At 74.0% G+C, this 25,621-nt stretch carries 17 protein-coding genes; 11 read left to right on the forward strand and 6 right to left on the reverse strand.

Features of this window, described 5'->3' with window-relative positions; all coding sequences use genetic code 11:
- Window positions 1–40: 40 nt before the first annotated feature.
- The 5 genes from CD790_RS24420 to CD790_RS24440 all read right to left on the reverse strand — a co-directional run bounded on the left by CD790_RS24420 (window position 41) and on the right by CD790_RS24440 (window position 5,776).
- Window positions 41–1,630: an MFS transporter gene (locus CD790_RS24420; RefSeq protein ID WP_260867845.1), complete on the reverse strand. Its 1,590-nt coding sequence runs from the start codon at window positions 1,628–1,630 to the stop codon at window positions 41–43.
- Between the two features lie 568 nt (window positions 1,631–2,198).
- A complete protein-coding gene (lysA, locus tag CD790_RS24425; RefSeq protein WP_260867846.1) occupies window positions 2,199–3,767 on the reverse strand; it encodes a diaminopimelate decarboxylase in 1,569 nt (522 codons plus the stop codon).
- A gap of 13 nt (window positions 3,768–3,780) precedes the next feature.
- Window positions 3,781–4,143: an SAV_915 family protein gene (locus tag CD790_RS24430; protein ID WP_144385489.1), complete on the reverse strand. Its 363-nt coding sequence runs from the start codon at window positions 4,141–4,143 to the stop codon at window positions 3,781–3,783.
- A gap of 303 nt (window positions 4,144–4,446) precedes the next feature.
- Window positions 4,447–5,163, reverse strand: coding sequence for a type 1 glutamine amidotransferase domain-containing protein (locus tag CD790_RS24435; protein ID WP_144385490.1), 717 nt, complete (start codon window positions 5,161–5,163; stop codon window positions 4,447–4,449).
- Between the two features lie 172 nt (window positions 5,164–5,335).
- Complete coding sequence (locus CD790_RS24440; protein WP_144385491.1) at window positions 5,336–5,776, reverse strand: SPW repeat protein; 441 nt, start codon at window positions 5,774–5,776, stop codon at window positions 5,336–5,338.
- A gap of 136 nt (window positions 5,777–5,912) precedes the next feature.
- Between CD790_RS24440 and CD790_RS36150 the strand changes: the two genes are divergently transcribed.
- From CD790_RS36150 to CD790_RS24460, 5 genes are all read left to right on the forward strand, one after another.
- A complete protein-coding gene (locus CD790_RS36150) occupies window positions 5,913–9,803 on the forward strand; it encodes a LuxR C-terminal-related transcriptional regulator (protein ID WP_399218154.1) in 3,891 nt (1,296 codons plus the stop codon).
- A 522-nt stretch (window positions 9,804–10,325) separates the two neighbouring features.
- Entirely contained in the window at window positions 10,326–11,078 is a 753-nt protein-coding gene (locus tag CD790_RS24450) for a trypsin-like serine protease (RefSeq protein ID WP_144385615.1), read from the forward strand.
- A 378-nt stretch (window positions 11,079–11,456) separates the two neighbouring features.
- On the forward strand, window positions 11,457–11,591 hold the full coding sequence (locus CD790_RS36155; protein ID WP_260867847.1) for a hypothetical protein: 135 nt from the start codon (window positions 11,457–11,459) through the stop codon (window positions 11,589–11,591).
- 115 nt (window positions 11,592–11,706) lie between these two features.
- Window positions 11,707–12,255 carry a winged helix-turn-helix domain-containing protein gene (locus CD790_RS24455; protein ID WP_144385492.1) on the forward strand — a complete coding sequence of 183 codons (549 nt, stop codon included), beginning with the start codon at window positions 11,707–11,709 and terminating at the stop codon, window positions 12,253–12,255.
- Between the two features lie 125 nt (window positions 12,256–12,380).
- Entirely contained in the window at window positions 12,381–12,917 is a 537-nt protein-coding gene (locus CD790_RS24460) for a hypothetical protein (RefSeq protein WP_144385493.1), read from the forward strand.
- Between the two features lie 181 nt (window positions 12,918–13,098).
- Here CD790_RS24460 and CD790_RS24465 read toward each other — a convergent pair whose 3' ends face one another.
- Window positions 13,099–15,291 carry an MMPL family transporter gene (locus CD790_RS24465; protein WP_144385494.1) on the reverse strand — a complete coding sequence of 731 codons (2,193 nt, stop codon included), beginning with the start codon at window positions 15,289–15,291 and terminating at the stop codon, window positions 13,099–13,101.
- A 377-nt stretch (window positions 15,292–15,668) separates the two neighbouring features.
- On the opposite strand from CD790_RS24465, the gene CD790_RS24470 reads away from it, so the two are divergent.
- From CD790_RS24470 to CD790_RS24495, 6 genes are all read left to right on the forward strand, one after another.
- Window positions 15,669–16,940, forward strand: coding sequence for a sensor domain-containing protein (locus CD790_RS24470; protein ID WP_144385495.1), 1,272 nt, complete (start codon window positions 15,669–15,671; stop codon window positions 16,938–16,940).
- A gap of 207 nt (window positions 16,941–17,147) precedes the next feature.
- The gene (speB, locus tag CD790_RS24475; protein WP_144385496.1) at window positions 17,148–18,119 is read left to right on the forward strand and encodes an agmatinase; all 972 of its coding nucleotides are present in this window, start codon (window positions 17,148–17,150) and stop codon (window positions 18,117–18,119) included.
- 242 nt (window positions 18,120–18,361) lie between these two features.
- Window positions 18,362–19,012, forward strand: coding sequence for a response regulator transcription factor (locus CD790_RS24480; RefSeq protein ID WP_144385497.1), 651 nt, complete (start codon window positions 18,362–18,364; stop codon window positions 19,010–19,012).
- Window positions 19,013–19,187: 175 nt separating this feature from the next.
- Window positions 19,188–22,331, forward strand: a complete 3,144-nt coding sequence (locus CD790_RS24485; RefSeq protein ID WP_144385498.1) for an alpha-N-acetylglucosaminidase — start codon at window positions 19,188–19,190, stop codon at window positions 22,329–22,331.
- A 101-nt stretch (window positions 22,332–22,432) separates the two neighbouring features.
- Complete coding sequence (locus CD790_RS24490) at window positions 22,433–23,020, forward strand: rhomboid-like protein (RefSeq protein ID WP_260867848.1); 588 nt, start codon at window positions 22,433–22,435, stop codon at window positions 23,018–23,020.
- Between the two features lie 601 nt (window positions 23,021–23,621).
- Window positions 23,622–25,562, forward strand: a complete 1,941-nt coding sequence (locus tag CD790_RS24495; RefSeq protein ID WP_144385499.1) for a hypothetical protein — start codon at window positions 23,622–23,624, stop codon at window positions 25,560–25,562.
- The last annotated feature ends 59 nt before the right edge of the window (window positions 25,563–25,621 follow it).

Consider the following 25,621-nt stretch of genomic DNA (forward strand, 5'->3'; position numbering starts at 1 on the left):
ACGCGGAACCTCACCCCCGTAGGCTCCGCGTACGCCGTGGTCACACCGCGACTTCGACCTGTCGCCGGTCCGGGTGGGGCGACTCCGGGTGGGGCGACTCCGACTCGCCGGCGGCTTCGGCGCCTTCCGGGCCATACGCCTCGGCGCCCGCCAGCGCGCTCTCATGCAGATCGCGGGTGCGGATGAAGGCGAACGCGATCACCGCGCCCAGCGCCGCGAGCACCGCGCACACCACCATGACCTCGTGCAGCCCGTCGACGAAGGCGGCGCGCGCCGCCTGGTCGAGCCCCGGACGGGCGGCGACCGGTGCCGAGGCCGCCGCCTCGGCGCCCCCGCCGGCCGCCACGGCGTGGCCGAACTCCTCCGCCGCGGCGCCGAGTCGGCCGCCCGCCTCGGACGCGGCGAAGAGGTCGGCCACCCGGGACTGGAAGAGCGCACCGATCGCGGCGATGCCGACGGCCACTCCCACCTGCTGGAAGGTCTCGCCGATGCCGGAGGCCATGCCCGCCTTGGACGGCTTGACCACGGCGATGGAGAGCGAGGCGCGCGGTGGGTTGAAGAGCCCCATGCCGGCGCCGGTCGCCACCATGGCGGGCAGCAGCGCGGTCCACTCGCTGTCCGCGTCCACCAGGGTCACCAGCCACAGCCCCGCCGCGACCAGGGTGAGCGCCAGCCCGACCAGGATCCGTTGGGGCATCATCGTGGTCAGGCTGCCGGCGACGGCCGCGGCGACGAAGAGGGTGAGGGTGAGCGGCAGGAAGCGCAGGCCCGTCTCCCAGGCGGAGAAGTCCAACACGTTCTGCACGTAGGAGATCTGCAGGAAGAGCGCGGACATGGTCGCCGCGGCACACAGCAGCGTCACCGCCGAGATGCCGTTGAAGGTCGTGTTGCGCCCCAGCGACAGCTCCAGCATCGCCCGCTCGCCCAGCCGCGCCTCGACCGAGAAGAAGACGACGAACAGCAGCCCCGAGCCGAGGAACATGCCCACGATCGGCGCGCTGCCCCAGCCCTCCGTCTCACCGCGCAGGAAGCCGAGCACCAGCAGCGCCAGCGCCGAGGAGAAGGTGACCAGCCCCCACCAGTCCACGGGGGGCGCGTCCGGATCGCGGGACTCGCGCATCCACAGCATCCCGATGCCCATCGCGACGACTCCGACCGGCACGTTGACCAGGAAGATCCACCGCCAGCCGAGCCCGTCGGTGAGCGCGCCGCCGATCAGCGGGCCGAACGCGATGGCCAGGCCCACGACCCCGCCGAACACCCCGAACGCCTTGCCGCGGTCCTTCCCTCGGTACTCGTGCCCGATCAGGGCGGGACCGATCGCGAACAGCACCGCGGCGCCGAGCCCCTGCACGCCCCGCGCCACGGAAAGGAAGCCGGCGCTCGGCGCGAAGCCGCAGGCCAGCGAGGCGGCCAGGAAGATCACGAAGCCGGCGTCGAACATCCGCTTCCGGCCGAACCGGTCCGCCAGTGAACCACTGGTGAGCAGGAAGACCGCGAGCCCCAGCGCATAGGAGTCGAGCACCCACTGCAGATCGGAGAAGCCCGCGTCGAAGGATGCGCGCATGTCCGGCAGGGCGACGTTCACCACCGTCAGATCGAGCATCAGCATGAACGTCGCGACGCACACCGCCGCGAGCGTCCAGCCGCGTCCGCCACCGCGGGCAGCGGACGCGGCGACACCGGCGGCCGGGACCGTGGACCCGGCAAGCGAGGGCGGTGCGGCCGGCGGTAACGCCCCCGGCGGGCGCGGTTCCGGTGCGTTCGACATCAGGTCCCCCGTAGACGATCTAAATCATCTGCATTTCCTACGATCCAGAACGGTACGGATGGTGAGGCAGACCGTCAACCACTTCCACGACTTACCAGGGCTCGAACTCGCCTCCCGAGCAAGGAGGTTGGGGATCAGGCGCGCCATGCCCACGGCGGCGAGCGGACCACCCGACTCGTCCGTCAACCCTCGTGCGGCGATCGCCGCCGCCCGCGCGGGCGCGGTCGACCTCCCGCGCGGGCTCTGCGCCTCCCGCGCGGGCCGGCGACGACCCGCGCGGGAGCCCGGTCACCGGCCGGGCGGTGACCGGGCGCAGGACGGCCGGGCATACCGTGCCCCGGCGTCGGCCGAGCCAGCCCCCGGCGTGGGCCGGGCCAGCCCTCGGCGTCGGCCGGGTCGGTGCCGGCTCGAACCGGTGACGGGTCGGCTAGAGGCCGATGTCCCGACGCCGGATGTCCTCCAGCGACTCGCGCCGTACCAGCAGTCGCGCGCGGCCCTCGGCGACGGCGACCACCGGCGGGCGGCCGACCAGGTTGTAGCCGGAGGCCATGGAGAGGTGGTACGCCCCGGCCACGGGTACGGCGATCACATCGCCGGGTCGGACGTCCTCGGGCAGCTCCACCCCGCCCGCGAGGATGTCGCCCGCCTCGCAGTGGCGGCCCACGACGGTGGCGGTGCGGGGCGCGGCCGTGGAGTGGCGGCCGACCAGACGGGGCGCGTATCGCACGCCGTACAGCGCGGGCCGCGGGTTGTCGCTCATGCCGCCGTCGACGGCGACGAAGGTGTGCTCGCCGGAGCGCTTGACCGACAGCACCCGGTACAGCGCCACGCCCGCGGGCCCGGCGATGGCCCGGCCCGGCTCGATCATCAGCCGGGGCACGGGCAGCCCGGCCGCCGCGCAGCTCTCGGCGAGCTCCAGGCGCACCTTGCGGGCCAGCGCGGTGACGTCCAGGGCGGGCTCGCCGGGACGGTAGGCGATGCCATGGCCACCGCCGAGGTCGAGCTCGGTGAGGGTCACGCCGCGCTGCTGGTAGACCCGGGCCATCAGCCCGACCAGGCGGCGCACCGCCTGGAGGTACGGCTTGACGGCGGTGATCTGGGAGCCGAGATGGCAGTGCAGACCGGTGAGCTCCAGGCGCGGCTGGTCCAGGATCCGGGTGATGGCGTGGTGGGCCGAGCCGTCGGTGAGCGACAGGCCGAACTTCTGGGCGTCGGTACCGGTCTGGATCTTGGCGTGGCCGCCCGCGGTGATGCCGGGCACCACGCGGACCATGACCTTCTGGCGGCCCCCGGCCGGGACCTCGGCCGCCAGCCGGGCGATCTCCGAGGTGGAGTCGATCACGATGCGACCGACGCCGAGCCGCACCGCGGAGTGCAGGTCCTCGGGGCTCTTGGCGTTGCCGTGCAGCACGATGCGCTCCGCCGGGAAGCCGGTGGTCACCGCGAGTTCCAGTTCGCCCGCGGAGCACACGTCCAGGCCGAGGCCCTCCTCCTGGACCCAGTGCGCCATGGCGCGGCACAGGAACGCCTTCGCCGCGTAGTGGATGTCGGCCTCGGGGAAGGCGTCCCGGTAGGTACGGCAGCGGGTGCGCACCTCTTCCTCGTCGAGGACGTAGGCGGGGGTGCCGAAGCGGTCGGCGATCTCGGTGAGCGGGACGCCGCCCACGGCGAGGTCGGATCCGGCCAGGGGCCTCGTCGAGGCCGGCCACACGGACAGGGCGGCGGCCGGGACCGCCTCCCGTGCCGCTTTGACGGCGGTCGCGGGGCTGGGCCCGGAGGCGGATCCGGGGGCGGGCCCGGCGGTGGTTCCGTTGACGGACCCGGAGCCGGCTCCAGTGGTGGCTCCGGACGTGGCTCCGGAGGTGGCTCCGGGGGCGCTCGGGCCACGGCCGGCGCCGCGGCGGGAAACGGCTTCCCGCGCGGTGGTGCGCGCGTTGTCGGCCGGGGCCGGCGCGGAAGCGGTGGCCCGCGCGGGGCGGGCTAGCGGGATGGACATCTCGATGGCCTCCTCAGCCGATCCGCAGCGTCAGGCGCGGGCGCGGGTCGCGGGACGCTGTCGCGGGGACGGCGGCGGGCGGGGGCGTGGGGGCGGGGGCGGCCAGCTGGGGGTCCACGGTCACGGAGATGGCGCCCAGGGGGGCGGTCAGCGCCCGCAGCGCGGGCTCGCTGAGCCGGACCCACGGCTGCTCGGCGCCGAGCACGGCGGCGAGCCGCTGGGGGGAGCTGAAGGCGACCGCCGTACGGTCGCCCAGCGGGGTGCGGAACATGCGGGCCGCGTAGCCCGCAGGACCCGACCGGACGGGGACGATGAGAGGTCCGGCCGGGCCGGGATCTGAGGGCTCCGGGTCTTCTGCGTACAGATGCGCGTTCACGACGCTCCTCCTCGGCGAAACGGGGTGCTGCCCGGGCCACTGGTGTGGACCAGGGCGCGCACTGACGCTATGCCCGTCCCGACGGGGTCCGTTCGCGTCCCTGACGCATCATTGACATACGTTGGGAAAGCGTTGACGCGATCCTGTCGATCATCAGTACTGATGACATGGTCAAAGGTGCATGCCGACCTCAACCCGGCCGCCGGGCGTCCGACCCAGCCGCCAGGTGTCCGCGGCGGGGGGCGTTGCGGCGGGGGTGCCGCTTCGGACACGGGGTCGTCGGGCGTCCGGCGTCGGACGCCGTCAGCCGGAGGTCGCCACGGCGTCCCGCACCGCCCGTAGCACCTCATGGGCGAAGTCCGCGCTGGACTGGGGGTTCTGGCCGCTGATCAGGTTGCCGTCGACGACCACCTTGCTGGTCCACGGCTCGCCGGCCTCGAAGGCCGCGCCGAGCTGGCGCAGCCGGCTCTCGACCAGCCATGTCAGGTCCAGGCCCGTCTGCCGCTCCTCCGCGTCCGTGAAGCCCGTCATACGGCGACCGGCGAACGCGAAGGCGTCGTGTTCCACGCGCGCGGGGATCAGTCCGGCCACCCCGTGGCACAGCGGGGCGATGATCTTGCCGAGGCGGTCGGCCTCGACCAGCAGCCGGCCCAGCTCGCCGTCGAAGGCGAGGTCGACCATCGGGCCGTGCCCGCCGGGCAGCACATACGCGGCGTAGTCGGCCGCCGCGATGTCGGCGATGCGCAGCGGGGCGGCCAGGCTCGGGCCCATGGAGTCGAGGTACGCGCGGTAGCGCCGCACATCCGCCTCGTCGACGCCCCCGCGCGGGTCGAGGCTGGCGGGGTCGACGGTGGGCACGGCACCGGCCGGGGTGGCGATCCGGACCTCGGCGCCCGCGCCGGTCAGCAGATCATGGGTGACGGCCACCTCCTCGGCCCAGTAGCCGGTGGGATGTGCGGTGCCGTCGCCGAGGGTGAGGGTGCCCGCGGCGCTCACCAACATGAGGATCTTCGTCGTCATGCCGTCGACCGTAGGTGTCGGTGATTCCGGTTCCCGGGAGGTGCCGGGAGGCACACCGTCGCCTCCCATCGGAAAGCCGAGGGAGGCGACGGTCGGCTGCACGCTCGCGACGACGCGGCGGTGTGCCGCGCCGGCACCGTCGCGGCGAGGCGGCGGTGGGGGGATGGTGTGGCTACGTGACCGCCTTCCTGCTGCGCATCACCATGCCGGCGGCGACCAGACCCAGCAGACAGGTGATGGCGCCGACGATGATGTTGTTCCAGATCATTCCGGCGTCAGGGGACCCCGCGACCACCCACGGCGAGATGATCAACCAGACGCCGATCGCGCACATGGTCCAGCACAGGCTGTACATGCGGGTCGGCGCCACGGTGAGCCCGAGACCCAGCACGGCCACGCATATGCCCAGGATCAGGTTGTGCATGGCGAAGTCGGTGTTGCCCGAAAAGTGCACCACCCACGGAGAGACAGCAAGATACAGACCGGCAAGCAGCACCGGTCCGTCCACGAACACCACATCCCGTTCACCGAGCAGCCGGGCGTAGCGCTCCCGCATCTCGGATACGTCGGGGTGGCCCCTAAGATCAGTTCTGTGATGCGAGACGTCGGCCATGCGACTCGCCTCCTTCGATCATGCAGGTCTGACCGCGCGGTGCAAGGGCGCACCGCACCACCATTGTGCGCCACGCCTTGATTTATAGGTAGATGTCGGTTTTGCAGCAGTGAGAGCAGCAAGGGCGTGACGCGTCGTGAAGCCAGATCTGACGGACTGCCCCGGCCCGATCGCACCCGGCGGCGAAGCCGTGGTCGGCCGGGACGAGCTGCTCGCGCGGGCGCGTGAGCGGCTGGCCCAGGGCGGCAGCGTGCTCCTGCACGGCCCGGCCGGGATCGGGAAGTCCACCCTGCTGCGGGCCCTGACCGTCGAGTTCCGGGCGCGGAGCGCGCAGAGCGCAGGCATCGCGACGCGCGGGGACGACACCGGCGGGGTACGGGGCCCCGGCGGGGCGCACGGCGTACGCGGCGCCCACGACGCGACCGGCATCGAGGGATTGGCCACCGCGCGGGAGACGAACGGCTTGCGGGGAACGCCCGGCGGCCCGGCCACCGGCGGCACGCCGACCGCTCCCGGTCCGTGGTCGGCCCCGCCCGGCGCACCGGCGACACCCACGACACCGACGCCTACGACGCCGGAAGCCTCGGATGGCGGCACGGTCCGGCTGCTGCGCTGCTCTCCCACCGAGTCCGAGGCGCATCTCCCGTTCCTGGCCCTCATCGACGCCCTCGGACCGGTCGCCGACGAGGTCTCGCACGCGCTTCCGCCGTCCCAGCGTGCCGTGTTGGACGCGGCGCTGACCGGGCGGCGGGGGGCGGCGGAGCACCGCGACGGACTCGCCCTGCGGCTCGCCGTGCTGTCGGTCTTCCGTGCGCTGGCGGCGCAGGGGCCGGTGCTGCTGGTCGCCGACGACCTGCAGTGGATGGACGCGCCCAGCGCGGAGCTGCTGGCGTTCGCCGCGCGGCGCCTCGGCGAGCTGCCGGTACGGGTGATCGCCGCGGTACGGACGGAGACCCCCGGGGAGGGCCCCTCCGGAGGCGGCTCGGACGACGTCGAACGGCATCTGCGGATGCTGCCGCCGCCCGCGCGGGCGCTGCCCGTCCCGCCGCTCACCCCGGCCCAGACCTCGGAGTTGCTCGCGCGGCGACGACGTGCGGCGGCCGCCGGGGCCCTGCCGGGCGCCGTACTGCGCGAGGTTCACCGCACCAGCGGCGGCAACCCGCTCTTCGCGCTGGAACTGGACCGCGCGCTCACCGAGTTGGGCACCACGCCGCGCCCCGGCGACCCGCTGCCCGTGCCGACCAGCCTGCGCACTCTGGTGCTCCACCGGCTGCGCGCGCTGCCGCCGCGGGTCCGCACCACTCTCCTCATCGCCAGCGCCGGCGCCCGCCCCACCCTCGCGCTGCTGTGGAAGGCGGGGCGCACCGAAGCGGAGGCTGACATCGCCCGCGCGGCCGCGCTCGGCATCGCCGACATCGAGCACGACTACGGGCGGAGCGAGCCTCCCGGGCCGGGCGCTGCGCTCCACCCCATAGCCACCCGACCCGGTCCCGGACACACCTCCGGCTCCGGCGCCACGACCATTCCGACCGGCCCCGCCGGTCCCGCCGGTCCCGCCGGCACCCTCCCGCGCGGTTCGGCCGTCCGCTCCTCCGACGGGGCCACCGCCGCCGACCTCCAGGGCGCCTCGTACGGCCACGCGACCGCGCCCGCGTACGGCCGCGAAGCGCCCTCCGGGGATGGACTCCCGGACCGGGACGGACTCCCGTACCAGAGCGGGCTCCCGCGCGGGGACGGCCTCCCTGACGGTGACGCCGGCGGGAAGCACGCGTACGAGCCGGCACCCCCGCGGCCGTCGGGGGCGCCCCAGGAACAGGCGGCCTCCCACGGGGAGGGCGGGCCTTCCCGGTACGCCCAAGCCGGCGCCCTGGGCCTCGTGGACCCCGCCCGGCGCCACGCCCCGGCCGGCATCATCGTGACCGACGGCAGGGACGGCACGGACGGCACGGACCTCGCGCACAGCGCGGACCATGTGCACAGCGCGGAAGGCGTGCACACCACGGGCGGCGTGCACGGCGTCGACGACCCCGACGACACCCACGGGGCCTGCTGCCGCCATGAGCACGCGCAAGGCGCCATGGACGACGCGGACGCCGGGGACGGCGGGGACGCCGGGGACGACGCGGACGCCGGGGACGGCGGCGGGCCGCGCGGCGGGCACGACACGACCGTGCGCTTCGCGCATCCGCTGATCTCCGCCGCGCTCTACGCGGAGGCGACGCCGCTGGAGCGGCGGGCCGCGCACGCGGCGCTCGCGCGGGCCTCGGCCGACCCGATCGAGCGCGCGCGGCACCTGGCGCTGGCCACCCCGGAGCGCGACGCGCGGGTGGCGTGCACGCTCGCCGCCGCGGCCGCCGTGGCTCGGGAGCGGGGCGCGCCGGCGACGGCGGCGGGGTTGGGGCTGCTGGCGGCCGAACGCACCCCGGAGCACGAGCCGCGGACGGCGGTCGGGCGGCGGCTGGAGGCCGCCGAGGACGCACTCGTGGCGGGCGAGCCCGAGCTGGCCCGCCGCACCGCGTACGAGGTGCTCGCCGCCACCGCGCACCCGGCCGACCGGGTGCGGGCCTGGATCGTGGTCATCGACTCCGTGGGGCAGGCGATGGCGGACGTCGACGACGTGTTCCCGCAGGCGCTGGCGGACGCGGGCGACGACCCGCGGCTGCTCGCCCTGGTGCGCTACCAGTTGTCGTGGCGCGCCATGCTGGTGCTGGGTTCGCTGTCGCAGGCCCGCGCGGAGGCCGCCGGAGCGGCGGCGCTGGCCGCCGTCGCGGGGGACCGCCGCACCGAGCTGCTCGCCCTCTCCTTCCAGGCGTTGAACGAAACCCTGATGGGTCATCAGGATGCCGAAGACACCCTGTTCGCCGCGCTCGCCGAGCCCCAGGACCCGCGGGTGGCCTGCGACCACAACGGACCCGGCTATACCCACTTCCGCTGTCTGCTGATGGGGGACCGACTGGACGAGGCGCGGGCCACGATCAAAGGGCTGGTCGCCCTCGCCGAGCAGCGCGGGGCCGTGGAGGGCCAGATGCTCTTCCTGCGCGGGCTCGCGGAGGCCGAGCTGCGGGCCGGCCGGTGCGGGGACGCGCTCGAGCTCGCCCACCGCAGCCTGCGGCTCGCCCGCGACGCCGGGATGGGCGAGGGGCCCGTCCTCCAGCTGACGGCCCTGGCGGAGGCGGCGGGCGGCAGCGTGCCCCGCGCCCTGGCGCTGGCCAGGGACGCGGTGCACAGCGCCGAGGAGGACGGCGACCTGCTCTATCTGGCACGCAACCTGTACGCGCTGGGTCACGCCAGGCTCACCGGCGGGGACGCCGAGGGCGCGGTGGCCCCGCTGCGTCGGGTCCGGGACATGGAGCGCGGCCAGGGGGTCACCGACCCGGCCCGTGGCCGCTGGCAGGGCGACCTGGCCGAGGCGCTGGTGCGCGTGGGCGAGCTCGCCGAGGCGCGGGAGGTCATCGCCGACACCCGCGCGTCCGCGCTCCGGCTGCGCCGGCGGGGCGTGCTGGCCGTGCTGGACCGCGCGGAGGCGCTGGTACGGGCTGCCGAGGGCGATCTGAACGGCGCGGCGTGCGCGCTGCGGTCCGCGGCCCGCACCCTCCGCGCGCTCGGCTACCGGCTGGAGGAGGGCCGGGCCGAACTGGCTCTGGGTCAGGTGGAGCTGAGCCGTGGCGACCTGCGAGCCGGGCGTGAGGCCCTGGAGGCGGCCGCGCGGGTCTTCCGGCGCGCCAAGGCCCGCCCCTGGCTGGAGCAGGCGACGACCTACCTCACGGCCCTGGAGGCGGCGCCGAGCGCGCGTCCCGTCGTGACGCCGCCCGGGGAATGCGTCGCGTCCGGCGGCCTGTTGGCGGGTCTCGCAGAGATGGAGCGGCGGGTCGCCGGGCTGGTCCTGGAGGGCGCCACCAACCGGGAGATCGCCGCGCGGCTGTTCATCAGCGTGAAGACCGTGGAGGCCACCCTGACCCGGGTCTATCGGAAGCTGGGCATCCGCTCGCGCGTCGACATCGTCAGGCTCGCCTCGCGCGGCAGCTGACTCGCGGGACAGCGCACCACGCGCCGAGGCGCGCCCGCGCGGAGGCGCCCTCGTGCGGAGGCGCCCCCGCGCGGAAGCGCCCTCGTGCGTCGGCGGCTGACTCCCGCGCGGCGCGAACGCCCTCCGCCGGACGGACGGTTTGCCCGCGCGGGCCGCGCCCGAGCTCCGACAGTGGTGGCGAAATCCCCACGAAACGCGGCCGAAACCTCTCGGCGACACTTCGGATAGGGGGTTTTCCCTAGCCGGGTCTTCCAAGGGACAACCCTCATTGGGCGCGTCGAGTGACCACTCTTAGGTTTCCCCCATCGACGACGAAGTCGACAAGTCTCCCGTCGGTGAACAACGCATCACATCCGGCACACCCACCGTGTTCGTCAGTCCGCGTTGACCAACCCTCCACCACCGGCGGGCAACCCCCCACTCATCATGACGCTCCCGAGGAGACTCATGCTGTTCAAGCTCCCCCGCCGCGCCACCTTCGCAGCCGCCGCCATCGGTCTGGCGGCTTCCCTGGGCGTGACCATGTCGGCGACCTCGGCGCAGGCCGCCACCAAGCCGGCTGCCGACAGCTCGAAGACGAGCGTCGCCAAGCCGATCGTCGGCGGCACGACGACGACCGCCAGCGCGTACCCGTACGTCATGCAGATCACCGACGCGGACGAGAACCAGTTCTGCGGCGGCACGCTGGTCACCCCGACGAAGGTCGTCACCGCGGCGCACTGCCTGGTGGGCGAGACCACCAGCAGCGTCCGCGTCGTCGGCGGCCGCACCTACCGCAACGGCACCAACGGCACCGTGGCGAGAGTCAGCAAGATCTGGGTGCACCCGGACTACCGCTCGGTGACCAAGGGCGACGACATCGCCGTGCTGACGCTGTCGACGGCCATGCCGTACTCGACCGTCGGCTACGTCTCCTCGTCGGAGACCGGCGTCTACCGAGCGGGCACCACGGCCCGCATCCTCGGCTGGGGCACCACCAGCTCCGGCGGTTCCTCCTCCAACCAGCTGCGCACCGCCACCGTGCCGACCACCACGGACAGCACCTGCAAGACCGCCTACGGCTCCCGTTTCATCGCCTCCGACATGGTCTGCGCCGGTTACCAGCAGGGCCGCGTGGACACCTGCCAGGGCGACAGCGGCGGCCCGCTGATGATCGGCGGCCGGCTGGCCGGCGTCGTCTCCTGGGGCGACGGTTGCGCGGACCCGGGCATCCCGGGCATCTACACCCGGCTGACCACCTTCTCCTCCCTGGTGTCGGCCCAGGTCAACTCCTGACCCTCACCTCCTCACACCCCTCAGTCCACTCCCTCCCCACACCCTGACCGCCGCGGCGCGGTCTACCGCCCCGGCGGCTCCCGGCCGAATGCCACACACCGGCCGGGAGCCGCCGGGTCCCGTTGTCGGTGCTGTCTGTCAGGCGGTCCCTTCGCCGCCTCGGCGGAGCCGGGATCACCGCCCGGTCGCCGGCCTACGCGGGGCTGTCGGCGGAGTGGGACGGCATCCCCGAGCAAGCGATCTCGGTCACAGCGACGGCGTCATCCGGGCGGTTGGGGCGCGCCGGCACCGGGCGGCTGAGCCGAGGCCGCGTCAAGGCGGTGTTCGAACGGCGCCGGGGCGGCGCGCGAAAGTCGACCGTCTGGTTCAATAGGAGGTATGGCCAGCACTTACGACCACGAGAAGGCGATGGGTCGCTTCGACCTCGAGCCCTTCTGGCCGTCTCGGCAGGCGCACGACTTCGACCGCGAGTGTTGCCGCGTCTCCGACGCGCGGGCCCGCTCGCTCAGCTGACGCCTCTTCACTTCGCATCTCTCGCGTTCAGCCGAGCCCAGTCTTCACCAGCGGCCAATGCCCCGCGCACACGACGTCCCCTGACGCCCCTCTGCGCGAAAGAAGCTGACCCTTCATGACGAACGTCCGTTCCCTGTCCGCTCCTTCCTCCGCCTCCGCCGCGCTTTCGCACGCGCATCGGCATCGGCTCCGAGCCGTCGCGCCGGACGAGGTGCCCCCTGTCGCCGAGCTGCTCCACTCCGGCGCGACCTGGCTGCCCGCTCCCCCCAGCGCGCTGCCCGTGCTGCCCGGACAGCCGCCGATGGTCGGCTATCTGGTGCTGGTCCCTGCCGAGCGTCCGGCCGAGCCGGCCGCCGATCCCGCCGCCGCCCACGGCGACGAGCTGGTGCGGATCGACCCCGAGCAGCGCACCGCGCGGCTCGAGGGACGACTGCTGGACCTGACCTACCTGGAGTTCGAGCTGCTGGCCCACCTGGTCACCCACCCGCACCGGGTACACACCCGCGACCAGCTGGTCACGACGGTGTGGGGCTACGGCCACGTCGGTGACGGCCGGACCGTGGACGTCCATGTCGCCCGACTGCGCCGGAAGTTGGGCGCCGAGCACCGCGGCACGATCGTCACCGTCCGCCGGGTCGGCTACAAGTACGTGCCGACCACCTGACCGTCGCGGCACACCGCCCGCTGACTACGCTGGCGCCGTGGCGCCGCGCTCCCGTGAACCGCCCGTCCCGTGGTTCACGCCGCCCGCGCGCCCCGACGCCAGCGCTCAGCCGAGGAGTGTGTGCCGTGCAACTCGATCATCTGCTCCCCTCGTACGACTTCCGATCCCACTACCATCGGCGCATCGCGGCCGACGCGGAGACCACCTGGCGCGCCTACCGGTCGCTGACCGTCGAGGAACTGCCCACCGTCCGACTGCTGTTGCGGCTGCGCGGGCTGGGGCGGCTGCGGCTGAGCGGACCGGTCACCGAGGTGTTCCCGATCCCGTTGTTGGCCGGCGGCCACCACGAGGAGGTGCGCGGCCAGGCGGGCAGGTACTGGCAGCCGCGGCCCTCCTACGCCCCGCTGCCCGCCGGCGACGCCGACGCCTTCCGTGACTTCGCCGAACCCGGCTGGGCCAAGGCCGCGGTCGGGGTGCGCGTGGTGCCCGACGGCGACGGCTGTGTGCTCTCCGCCGAGACCCGCGTCAAATGCACCGACACCCGCTCCCTCGGCGCCTTCGCCCCCTACTGGATCCTCATCAAGGCGGGCGGCGCGGGGCTGATCCGCCTGGAGACGCTGCGGGCCGTCGCCGCCCGAGCCGAAGCGGCGTCCCACGCCTGACGACGCCGGGCACTCCCCTCGCCCCTCCTCCCGACGACCCTCCTGGCCGGCGCCGCTGCCCCGCCCCCACGCAACGGCTACGGGTGCCGCTCCCGGCCGCGGGGCCCGGGCCGCCCCTCACGCGGCACGGCGCCGGGTGGCGCGGTCCGAGAACGCGCCACCCGGCGGGGAATGACGGGGGTCAGCGACCCGCCGGCACCCGCGGGCGGTCGTAGGGGGACCGGGCCGTCTCCGCGGGGGCCGCGTGGTCGAGGTGGGGCAGCCAGCGGAGCCAGCGGGGCAGGAACCAGTTGCGCTCGCCGAGCAGCGCCATCACGGACGGGAGCAGCACCATCCGGACGAGGGTGGCGTCGACCAGGACGGCGACCGCGAGGCCGACGCCCATCTGCTGCATGTCCTGCATCTTGAGCAGGGCGAAGACCGCGAAGACGGCGACCATGATGGCCGCGGCGCCGGTGACCGAGCCGGCGGTGGCGCGGATGCCCTCGGCGATGGCGTCACGTGTGGACAGGCCGCGGTCGTACGCCTCACGTATCCGGGAGACCACGAAGACGTGGTAGTCCATCGACAGTCCGAAGAGGACGACCAGGACGAAGAGCGGCATCCAGCTCTCGATCGCGCCGGCCGGCTCCATGCCCAGTGCCTCGGCGCCCCATCCGTGCTGGAAGACGGCGACCATCGTGCCGTAGGCGGCGCCCACCGACAGCAGGTTGAGGGCGATGGAGGCGAGGGCGATGGGCAGCGACCGGAAGCAGAGCAGCATCAGCAGGAAGGTCACGGCCGCGATGAAGAGCAGGACGGGCACGATGCCGGCCTTCAGCTGGTCGTTGAAGTCGAGGGAGTCGGCGAGGTCACCGGAGACATACGCCTTGTCGGCGACGGGGGCGAGCAGCTGCGGGACGAGCTCGTCGCGCAGGGTGTCCAGGGCCCGCTTGGAGGTGGCGTCGCTGCCGTCGCCGGCGAGGGGCACCTCGATGGTGGCGACACCCTGCTCGCGATGGAGCCGCACGTCGATGGGCTTGCCGAACTCCGGGGACGCCTCGGCGCGCCGGGTGAATTCGGCGACGGCGTCGCGGAAGGCGGGGGCGGTCAGATCGTCGGCACGCAGCACCACCTGGGCCGGGGCCGGGCCGCCGGGGAAGCTCTCGGTGATCTCCTGGTAGGCGATGGTCAGTTCGGCCTCGGAACCGAACTGCTTCTGGAGGCCGAGGTTCTCGGTCTTCATGCCGAGGGCGGGCGCGCACAGCGCCAGCAGCAGGGCGCCGGAGGCTATCGCGAAGAGCTTCGGCTTGGCGAGGACCGGCCGCATCAGGGCGCCGGAGATGCCGCCGCTGGCGTGCACACCCTTCTTCCGACGGCGGTTGAGGAAGGGGATACGGCCGGCGTCGATCCGGTCGCCGAGCCAGGACAGCAGGGCGGGGAGCACGGTCACCGAACCGAGCATGGCCACCGCCACGACCAGGATGGTGGCGACCGCGAAGCCCTTGAAGAGCATCAGCCCGGACAGGAACATCCCGGCCATGGCGAACATGACGGTGAGCCCGGAGACCAGCACCGCCCGGCCGCTGGTGGCGGCGGCGATGCGCAGCGCCGTCTCCGCGTCGCGGCCGGCGGCCCGCTCGTCGCGCTCGCGCCGCAGATAGAACAGGCAGTAGTCGACGCCGACCGCGAGGCCCATCAGGAACATCACCGAGTTGGTGGTGGCGTCCATCGGCAGCAGCCGGCTGGCGAAGGAGAGCAGACCGAAGGTGGCGACGCAGGCGGTGACGGCGAGCACGACCGGCAGCAGGGCGGCGACCAGCGCGCCGAAGACGACCAGCAGAATGCCCAGGGCCAGCGGAACCGCGGTGATCTCGGCCGTCTTGAGATCGCTGGAGAGCAGATCGTCCAGCCACTTCTTCGAGCTGGCGTCGCCGAACTGGTAGACCTCGACGTCCGTGCGGTCCGCGGTGGCCTCGACGACGTCCAGGACCGGCTGCACCCGGTCGGCGGCGGTGTCCGACTCTCCCCTGATCTCAAAGCTGATCAGGGCCTCACGGCCGTCCTCGGAGCGAACCGGGGGCTGGATCCGCTGGGTCTCACCGGTCTTCTCCAGCCGCGAGGTCAGCTCGCGGGCCGCCTCCCGCCAACCGTCGGGGGCGGCGCTGCGGACCATCACCATCTCACCCGCGGGGGTGTCGAGCCCGGCGTCCTCCAGGATCTTCTCGGCGCGGGCCGAGTCCCCCGCCCCGTTCTCCGACTCGGTGGTCTCGCGGCTGCCCAGGGCGCCGCCTATCGCCGCGACGACCACGACGAACAGCAGCCAGCCGATGATCGCGGTCTTTCGGCGGCGGGTGCTCCAACCGCCGAGCCGTGCCGCGAGGTTCTGCCTCATGACGTGTTTCCCCCGAAGGTGAGGACTGGGTGGGTGAGGACTGCGTGCGTCACGGCCCCGCCCGGGGCCATGTGCTCCACGGCCCCGATGGAGGCCGCGTGCGTCACGGCCCCCGTCGGGGGCCGGGTGCGTCACGGCCCCGTCGAGGGCCGTGTTGCGTCACGTCTTCGACGGTAGAAACCGGCGCGGCGCCGGCCCAGCCGGTTAGCCCCCGAGCGCCCGAGGCGTAGGGCGAGGGTGGGGGGTGGTGCTAGCACCACCCCTGTACGGGTGCCGGGCCCAGTGACCGATCATGGTGGGGAATCCAGACTGGTCGTGTGCCCGAGATCCGGGCGCGGTGCCCGGGTGCGGGCGCGGACGGACGGGGAGAAGACAGCATGAAGGTCCGGAGTGCGCTGACCTCCGCCGTGCAGGGCCTGGCGCTCGCCCACATGGCGGTGATCTGCTCGATCACGCTGTCGGCGCTGACGCTCGTGTCCATCGCGCTGATCCCCTTGGGCGTCGGCCTCATCACCACCCCGCTCGCGGTGACCGCGCTGCGCGGCTACGCCGACTACCGACGGCGGCTGGCCCACACCTGGGGCGAGCTGCCGATAGCGTCGCCCTACCGATCGGCCCCCGCCCCGCTGCGCGGCGGGTTCGTGGGGTACGTGGAGCAGTGCTCGGCGCTGCTCAGGGACCGGGCCACCTGGCGGGATCTGCTGTGGCTCCAGATCGACGCGACGGCCGGATTCACCACCGCGATCCTGCCGTTCGCGCTGCTCGCCGAGGGACTGTTCGGCTATGTGTTGGCCGCCGGGGTCTGGGAGCCGATCGTCAGGGCCGACGACACGTACTGGTACACGTTCCTGCCGGTCACCAGCCAGGACACGGCCTTCCTCGCGGCCGCGCTGGGCACCGCCTGGATCGCGCTGGTGCTGGGCGCCGGGCAGGCCATCATGCACGGGCACTATCTGGTCAGCCGCGCCTTCCTCGCACCGACCCCCGCCATGGAGCTGAGCGCCCGGGTGCGGCAGCTGACCGAGACCCGGCACGACGCCATCGACACCTCGGCCGCCGAGCTGCGGCGCATTGAGCGCGATCTCCACGACGGCGCGCAGGCCCGGTTGGTCGCCGTGGGCATGAGCCTCGGCACCGTGGAGGCGCTGATCGAGAGGAACCCGGCCAAGGCCAAGGAACTGCTGGCGGCGGCGCGCGCCGACTCCGCCGAGGCGCTGTCCGAGTTGCGCGACCTGGTCCGTGGCATCCACCCGCCGGTCCTGGCCGAGCGTGGCCTGGGCGACGCGGTGCGGGCCCTCGCGCTGCGGATGCCGCTGCCCATCGAGGTGGACGTGGAGTTGTCGGGCCGGGCCGAGGAACCGGTCGAGGCGGCCGCGTACTTCGCGATCAGCGAGGTGCTGACGAACGCGGCCAAGCACTCGGGCGCCGGGCGGATATGGGTGGACGTGCACCACGCGGACGGCTCACTGCGGATCGCGGTCACCGATGACGGGCGGGGCGGAGTCGACATCGAGGCCGGGACCGGAATCCGGGGCGTGGAGCGGAGGTTGGGCACGTTCGACGGGGTACTGGCGGTGAGCAGCCCGCTCGGCGGACCCACGATGGTGACCATGGAGATACCCTGCGAGCTTCGCCCGCAACGAATATGACGATGCGTCGGCTGGAAGCTTCACAGCACACACCGTCATACCGGCTTGCAGGTAGGGGTTCTGGCGCCGATAGGGGGGCGCCACGGTGGGAATTCACCGGAACGAGGGATTCAATGGTTGCGGCAGGCATCTAAATGCCGCCGTGCACGACACCCCCCACAGGAAAGGCCCCTCACTCCCATGACCACAACCCCCCACGAAGTGGCCATGCCCATAGCACCGGAGGAGACCGAACGCACCCTTCGCTTCGCGGGCCCCGCGACCTTCGGCCGCATCCCGCGCCTGGACCAGGTCGGCAAGACGGACATCGCGGTGGTCGGCGTACCGTTCGACTCCGGTGTCTCCTACCGCCCCGGCGCCCGCTTCGGCGGCAACGCCATCCGGGAGGCGTCCCGCCAGCTGCGTCCCTACAACCCGGCCCAGGACGCATATCCGTTCCACTACGCGCAGGTCGCGGACGCCGGCGACATCACCGCCAACCCGCACAACCTCAACGAGGCGATCGAGAACATCGAGGCAGGCGCCGAGGAGCTGCTGTCCACGGGCGCGCGGCTGATGACGCTGGGCGGCGACCACACCATCGCGCTGCCGATCCTGCGCGCGGTCGCCCGTAAGCACGGGCCGGTCGCGCTGCTGCACTTCGACGCCCACCTGGACACCTGGGACACCTACTTCGGCGCCGAGTACACCCACGGCACCCCGTTCCGGCGCGCGGTCGAGGAGGGCATCCTCGACACCTCCGCGCTCTCCCACGTCGGCACCCGCGGCCCGCTCTACAGCAAGGAGGACCTGGACGAGGACACCAAGCTGGGCTTCGGCATCGTCACCTCCGCCGACGTGATGCGGCGCGGGGTCGACGAGGTGGTGCAGCAGCTCAAGGAGCGGATCGGCAAGCGGCCGCTCTACATCTCGATTGACATCGATGTCCTCGACCCGTCGCACGCCCCCGGCACCGGCACCCCCGAGGCGGGCGGGCTCACCTCGCGAGAGCTGCTGGAGATCGTCCGCGGGCTCTCCGACTGCCACCTGGTCTCCGCCGACCTGGTCGAGGTCGCCCCCGCGTACGACCACGCCGAGATCACCTCGATCGCCGCCTCGCACACGGCGTATGAGCTGGTCACCATCATGTCCCGGCAGATCGCCTTCTTCCGCTGGCTGGAGGCGCAGAAGCAGCCGTAGCACACGCCGTAGGGCGCACCCTCCCGCCCGGCGCCGGGACGACCGCCCGGTGCCGGGACGACCGCTGGGCGCCAGGACGACCGGCCGGTGTCAGGGACCGGCCGGCGCCCGTACGGCCCGGCCGGCGCCACGACGACCGGTCCGGCAGCGGACCGCCCCGCCCGGCGACGGATCACGGGCTCGCCGCCGGCGGCGTGACCGGTCGATCCGCCGCCGGGCGGGAGCGAGGGTAGATTGACGGCGTGCGTGTAGTCCTTGCCGAAGACCTCTTCCTGCTCCGCGACGGGCTGGTGCGCCTGTTGGAGGCGTACGACTTCGAGATCGCCGCGGCGGTCGAGAGCGGCCCGGAACTCAGCCGCGCGTTGGCCGAGTTGAAGCCGGACGTCGCCGTGGTGGACGTCCGGCTGCCCCCGTCCTTCACCGACGAGGGGTTGCAGTGCGCGCTGGCCGCGCGGCGCGCCACGCCCGGACTGCCGGTGCTGGTGCTCTCCCAGCACGTGGAGCAGTTGTACGCGCGGGAGTTGCTGGCGGACGGCAGCGGCGGCGTGGGCTATCTGCTCAAGGACCGGGTCTTCGACGCCGACCAGTTCGTCGACGCGGTGCGGCGGGTGGCGCGGGGCGGCACCGCGATGGACCCGCAGGTCATCTCGCAGCTGCTGACGCGGCGTTCGCAGGACAAGCCGATGGGCCATCTGACGCCGCGTGAGCGCGAGGTGATGGAGCTGATGGCCCAGGGCCGGTCCAACGCCGCGATCGCGTCCCAGCTGTGCGTCACCGAGCGGGCCGTCGCCAAGCACACCTCGAACATCTTCGCCAAGCTCGGCCTGCCGCAGTCCGACGACGACAACCGCCGGGTGCTGGCCGTCCTGGCCTACCTCGACCGCGGGGCCTGACGTCCCGCCCTGCCCGCCCCTCTCCGCCCCTCCCTCACCCCTCACCACCCCACCGGCGCCCGTACCCAGCGGTTTCCTCCATACGGCCCCATTGCTCCCGCCCGTAACCGATGGTTAACGTGCCGTGCGCACACGAACGTTGGCCTGTGTTTTCCATGGTTCTTTGGGGGCACGCGTGAGTGATCTGACCAGACGTACGCTGATCGGGGCCGCCGGGGCGGCCGGAGCCGGAGCCGCGCTCGGGAGCCACTCCCCCGCCGCGGCCCAGGGCGCGGGAGGACCGCGGATGGCCGACAGCGGCACGACCGCCGACGACGAGCAGGACGGATTCGACACCTCCCCGGCCCACGCCGCCCTGGAGCGGCTGCTGCCCGACCACGCCGACCAGTTCCGGCTCACCGCGCTCGAAGGAGGGCCCGAACGGTTCCGGGTCGGCGGCCGGGACGGCCGGATCTCCGTCGCCGGCACCAGCCCTGCGGTGCTGCTCACCGGCGTCCACTGGTATCTGAAGTACACCTGTCGCGCCCATGTCTCCTGGTCCGGGGACCAGCTGGAACGGCTGCCGGAGGAGCTGCCCGCCCCGCGCCGCCCCGTCGAGCGCTCCACCGCGCTGCGGCACCGGTTCGCCTTCAACGACACCCACGACGGCTACACCGCCCCGTACGCGGACTGGGACCGCTGGGAGCGGCTGATCGACGTCGCGGCGCTGCACGGCTGCAACGAGCTGCTGGTCACCACCGGCCAGGAGGCCGTCTACCACCGGCTCCTCCAGGACTTCGGCTACAGCGAGGCCGAGGCGCGCGCCTGGCTTCCCGCCCCCTCCCACCAGCCCTGGTGGCTGCTGCAGAACATGAGCGCCTACGGCGGCCCGGTCAGCCCCGAGCTGCTGGCCAGGCGCACCGAGCTGGGTCGCCGCGTCGCCGACCGGCTGCGCGAGCTGGGCATGGCCCCGGTGCTGCCCGGCTACTTCGGCACCGTCCCCGACGGTTTCGCCGGCCGCAACCCGGGCGCCCGCACCATTCCGCAGGGCACCTGGGCCAATCTCAAGCGTCCCGACTGGCTGGATCCGCGCACCGCCGCGTTCCAGGAGGTCGCGGCCGCCTTCTACCGCCACCAGCGGGAGCTGTTCGGCCCGGTCGAGTACTTCAAGATGGACCTGCTGCACGAGGGCGGCAGCCCGGGCGACGTGCCGGTGCCGGAAGCGGCCCGCGCCGTGGAGCGCGCGCTCCAGACCGCCCGCCCCGGGGCGACCTGGGTGATCCTGGGCTGGCAGGAGAACCCGCGGCGCGATCTGCTGGACGCCGTCGACCACAGCCGGATGCTGGTCGTGGACGGGCTCTCCGACCTGGAGACGGTCACCGACCGGGAGCGGGACTGGGGCGGAGTGCCGTACGCCTTCGGCACCATCCCCAACTTCGGCGGCCGCACCACGATCGGTGCCAAGACCCACATGTGGACCCCGCGATTCTTCGACTGGCGCGACAAGGCGGGCAGCAAGCTGGTCGGCACCGCCTACATGGCGGAGGCGGCCGAACGCGACCCCGCGGCGTTCGAGCTCTTCAGCGAGCTCGCGTGGCACGACGAGGAGGTCGACCGCGAGGAGTGGTTCGAGTCCTACGCCGACCTGCGGCTGGGCGGGAGGGACGACGACGGCCGCGAGGCGTACGCGGCGCTGCGGGAGACGGCGTACGCGATCAGCAGCCGGGACGGTCGGCCGCACGACAGCGTGTTCGCCGCGCGGCCCAGCCTCGCCGCCCGCTCCGGCACCTACTACGCCACCCACACCCCCGCCTTCGACCCGGCCGGCTTCGACGCGGCCTTCGCCTCGCTGCTGGCCGTCCGCGCCCCGCTGCGCGACAGCGACGCCTACCGCCACGACCTGACCGACCTGGGGAGGCAGGCGCTGGCCAACCGCTCCTGGCAGCTCATCGGCCAGTTGCAGGCCGCCTACCAGCGCAAGGACCGGGAGACGTTCAAGGCGCTGGCCCGGCTGTGGCTGAAGCTGATGCGGCTGAGCGACGAGATGGCGGGCGCGCACCGCCGCTTCCTGCTGGGTCCCTGGCTGGAGGACGCCAAGCGGCTGGCCTCCAGCGAGGCCGAGGCGGCGCGGCTGGAGTGGACCGCGCGGACCCTCATCACCACCTGGGCGGACCGGACCACCGCCGACGGCGGACGGCTGGCCAACTACGCCAACCGCGACTGGCACGGCCTCATCGCCGACTTCCACCTCCCCCAGTGGCAGCGCTATCTGGACGAGCTGGAGGACGCGCTCGCACAGGGCCGCGAGCCCGCCGCGATCGACTGGTTCGCCGTCGAGGAGCCGTGGACGCGTGAGCGCACCGCCTATCCGGTGCGACCGGTCAGCGACGCGTACCGCACCGCGCGCCGGGTCCACGACGTACTGGCCAAGGCCCCCTACCAGGGCGCGGTCACCGTCACCGCCGAGCCGGCGGCGCTGCCGCCCGGCGCCACCGGCACGCTGACCGCCGCCTTCCGCAACGTCAACGGGCTGCGCGCCACCGGCCGCGTCGACTTCGCGCTCACCGGCCTCGACGCCACCCCCGACGGCGCGAGCTCGGTGCGCCGGGTCCCGGCCGGCGGCCGCGCGGAGGTGCGCTGGCGGGCGACCGCGCCGGACGCCGCGTTGGAGCGCCCGTTGAAGCCGCTCCCCTACGAACTGGCCGTGGAGTACGGGCCACGCGGCGAGGAGCGGGTGCGCGCGGTGCACTCCGACACGCTGTGGGTGGCCGGTCCGCTGGCCGAGGGCTGGCGGACGGTCAGCACCAACGGGGCCGTCTTCGGGCAGCTGGCGGACCGCTTCGCCATCGACGGCTCCGGCCTCGACCTGTGGAAGACGGTCGCCGAGTTCGGCGCCGTCTACCGGGAGGGCGCGCTGGCGGTCGGCGGTCGGATCACGGTCGCGGTGGACAGCCAGGCGGCCACCGGCCCCTGGGCCCGCGCGGGCATCGTGGTCCGCGACAGCCTGGCCACCGCGGGCGCGCCCGGCTTCCTGAATCTGGCGGCCACCCCCGCCAGCGGCGTCGTGCTCTCCTACGACTCCAACGGCGACGGCACGCTGGACACCTACAAGCGGGTCACCGGCGTCAAGGCCCCGGTCCATCTGCGCCTCACCCGCGCGGCGGCGACCTCGTACACCGGCGAACTCTCCACGGACGGGGGCACCACCTGGCGGACGGTCGCCACCGTGGCCGTCCCCCGCGCGGCCGCCGCCCAGGACGCGGGGCTCTTCATGAGCGCCGCCCACGGCGGCAGCGGGGTGCGCGGCACAGCGGAGTTCAGCGGCTGGCGCCTGGGCTGACCCCGGCTCGGTCCGGGGGCGGCGGTGGCGGACGCCGCCGCCCCCGATAGGGGCTCGTCGGGGGCTTGTGGTGACCGCGACGACCCGCTGATCATGGAGGGGTGAACGCTTCGACTCTGCGAGGGATGCCGCGGCTCGCGCCGGCGTACGTGGGCGGCGTGCAGCTCGGGGCGTACGCCGCCCGACGATGGCTGACACCGGCGGCCCGAGACCGGCTGCTGCGCGCGTGCTCCACCAACGTCGACAACCTGGGCCAGGGCCGCTGGAACACGCTGGCCAGCAGCGCCCTGCTGGTCGAGGAGCCGATGGAACTCCCGTATCTGCTGCTGCTCCTGGCGGTACTGGGATACGCGGAGTACGCGCACGGGGCGTGGTGGGCGGCGGCGGTGTTCGTGCTGGGGCACGTGGGCGCCACGCTGCTCGTCTACGGCGGCCTCCGCGCGGTGCGCCCGTCCGAGGAGACGCGCTCCGCGCGGGACGTCGGCACCAGCTACGGCTTCAACGCGGTGCTGGGCGCGCTCGCCGGCGCCCTGCCGCGCGGCCGCGTACGCACCTCGGCCGCGGCCGCCCTGCTCGCCCTCGGAGCACAGCCGTTGCTGCGCGGCCCGAGGCCGACCTTCACCGACGTCGGGCACTTCGCCGCCCTGGCCATCGGCCTGGCGCTCACGACGGGCCGCCGACCCCGCTGAGGCGCGAAGCCGCCCGCGGCCGCCGAGAACGGTCTCGCCGGCTGCCGCGAATGCCTCCGGCGGGCCTGGTGCGGGCGGTCGACGCCCGTTGCGGGCGGTCTCCGGCTGGCCTGGTGCGGGCGGTCGGCGTCCGTCGCAACAAGCCTCCGGCAGGCCTGGTGCGGGCGGTCGGCGTCCGTTGCGGACAGTCTCCCCAGTTCCTATGCGGACGGCCTACCAAGTCCTGGGCGGACGATCGACATCCGCCACAGGCGGTCTCCCGGTCCCCGCCCGCACAGTCGACACCCATCCCGGGCGGCCTCCGGCGCCCCGCGCGGACGATCGACACCCATCCCGGTTAGCCTCCGGCGCTCGGCTCGCACGGCCGACGCCCATCCCGGGCGGCCTCGCGCCCGGTGCGCACGCTCGGCGTCCGTCGCGGACGGTTTCCCCAGTCCCGCGCGGACGGTGACATTCGCCGCAGGCGGTCTCCCGCGCCGGCGCGGACAGTCGACATCCGCCGTGGACGTCCCACAACAACCGCCACGCGTCCGCCGGAGGTCCACGTCCTGTCCGATATGTCGCGAGTGACCAACTCGCCCAACCACTCGTTCTACGGATCGTGGAGCAGCAGCAGGCGACAACCACCCTTCCCGGGCCCTTCGCCCCCGTCGATGTCGAGCAGGCCGAGGCGGCCATCGTCGAGCACTACCCGCGGCTCGTCAGGATCGGCTATCTGATCCTTCCGCCCGGCATGGCGCGCACCCGCCGGGTGCTGACCGCGCACGCGGTGGCCCAGCGGTCGCTGCCGCGGTCCCGCGCCAACGGCACCGACGTCGAGCTGCCCGAGCAGCGCACCGCGGACGGACTGCCGGCCGACCCCGGCTACGCGTTCGTCCGGCTGCGGGTGGTGCGCGGCGCGCTGGCGGCCGCGCGGCTGCGCCGGCCCTGGCGGCTGCCGCGCCGGGGCCAGCTGCCCCCGCTGCTGCCGCAGGTGTGGGGGCTGCGGCTGTTCCCGCGCTCCGGCGGGGCCGACGAACTCGCCCTGGACCAGGCGCTGGCCCAGCTGAGTGCCCCCGCCCGGGCCGCCTATGTGCTGCGTGGCCTGGAGCGCCTCACCGAGGACGAGGTGCGCGCGGTGCTGCGCGCCGCCGGGGCGTCCAACCCCGACGCGGCGCTGGACGAGGCCGCCGCCGTGCGCACCCCGGCGGGCAGCCACGACGGCTCGCTGTTGCAGTCAGCGGAGTTCGACCCCTGCGCCCTGCAAGCGCGGCCGACCGATCTGATGCGGCGCCGCCAGCACACCCGCGCGGCGCTGGCCGCCGCCGCGGCGGTCGTGGTCTGCGGCACGCTGCTGGGCATGCCGGGCGAGGGCTGGGGCCCGGACGGCGCCGCCGCCCCGCCGTACGCCCAGAACGCGGCGGTCGAGCAGGCGCTGGAGCCGGCGAAGCTGACCCGGGCCGCCCCCGACGCCTGGCGCCGCGCCACCCGCGCGGACTTCGCCGCCTGGCCGGCCCGTGGCGACCGCCTCGACGACACCGCGCTGCTGCGCCGCGCGCTGGCGGTGTGGGCCCGCCCCGGCAGCTCGGTGCAGGTCGCGGTCACCCCCGGCACCCAGGCGGGGCCGCCGGCCGGCCCGCCGCAGCTGCTGTACGCGGGCAAGGTCGACCAGGCGGCGGTGGTGCTGCTCTACGACGGGCTGCGGATCGTGCGCTACGCCGAGGCGGCCGACGGCGCGGGCGGCAGCGCGGCACTGGACTTCGCCCGCGCGGACGCCGGGAACGCGGCCTCCTCCACCGCGGTCATCGTCGGTCGCACCGACGGCAACGTCCGCTACCTGACCGCGCCCTGGGTGCGCGACGCCGCCGTACGGGACCTGCTCGTCCCGGACGGGCCGGCGCGGCCGCTGCGTCGCTCGGCCGACGGGGTCACCGCCCCCATCGGCAGCCCCGCCCAGTCCCGCGACTGCAAGGAGTGGAACGCGCTGCAGTTCGGCTCCCACCTGGTGACCGACCTGGGCGAGCTGATCCCGGCCCGGCTGACCTACGGTGCGCCGGGCGCGCCGCGCGACGTCGCCGGCCCCGAGGCCCGCACGGGCTGGGCGCGGTCCGCGTGCACCCTGGCGGTGATGCGCTCGCGCGGCGTGCGCTCCGTGAACTCCTGGCCGTACGCCCAGCAGCCGCTGCCCGACGGCACCGGCATCGCCGACTGGGCGTGCGTCCGCGCCGAGACCTGGCGCGGCACGGGCAGCCGGGTGCTGGCCCAGTTCCAGCCGCCGGGAGGCAAGCCGGGCACGTCCGGCGCGGTCGCCGCCGCGGCCGACGACTCCCCGGCCTGCGGCCCGCGCGAGCCACATGTGCTCTCCGGGGTGCTGTGGAAGTCCCAGGCGGGCCGGTGGTTCGTGCTCGCCGCGGGCGGCGGCGAGGTCACCTCGATCGCCGCCAGCGGCGGCGTGGAGGGGGCCGAGGCCGGCCAGCTCCTCGCCCTGCCCGCCAAGGCCGGGGAACGGGCCGAGCTCCGCGCCCGCCTCGCCGACGGCCGTCGCATCACGTCCCTGCGCTGACCCGATCCGCCGCCCCACCGCCCCGGCGGTGGGGCGGTGGGGCGGGGACGGGTTCGGCA

Source organism: Streptomyces sp. SAJ15, assembly GCF_007595705.1.
Lineage (GTDB): Bacteria > Actinomycetota > Actinomycetes > Streptomycetales > Streptomycetaceae > Streptomyces.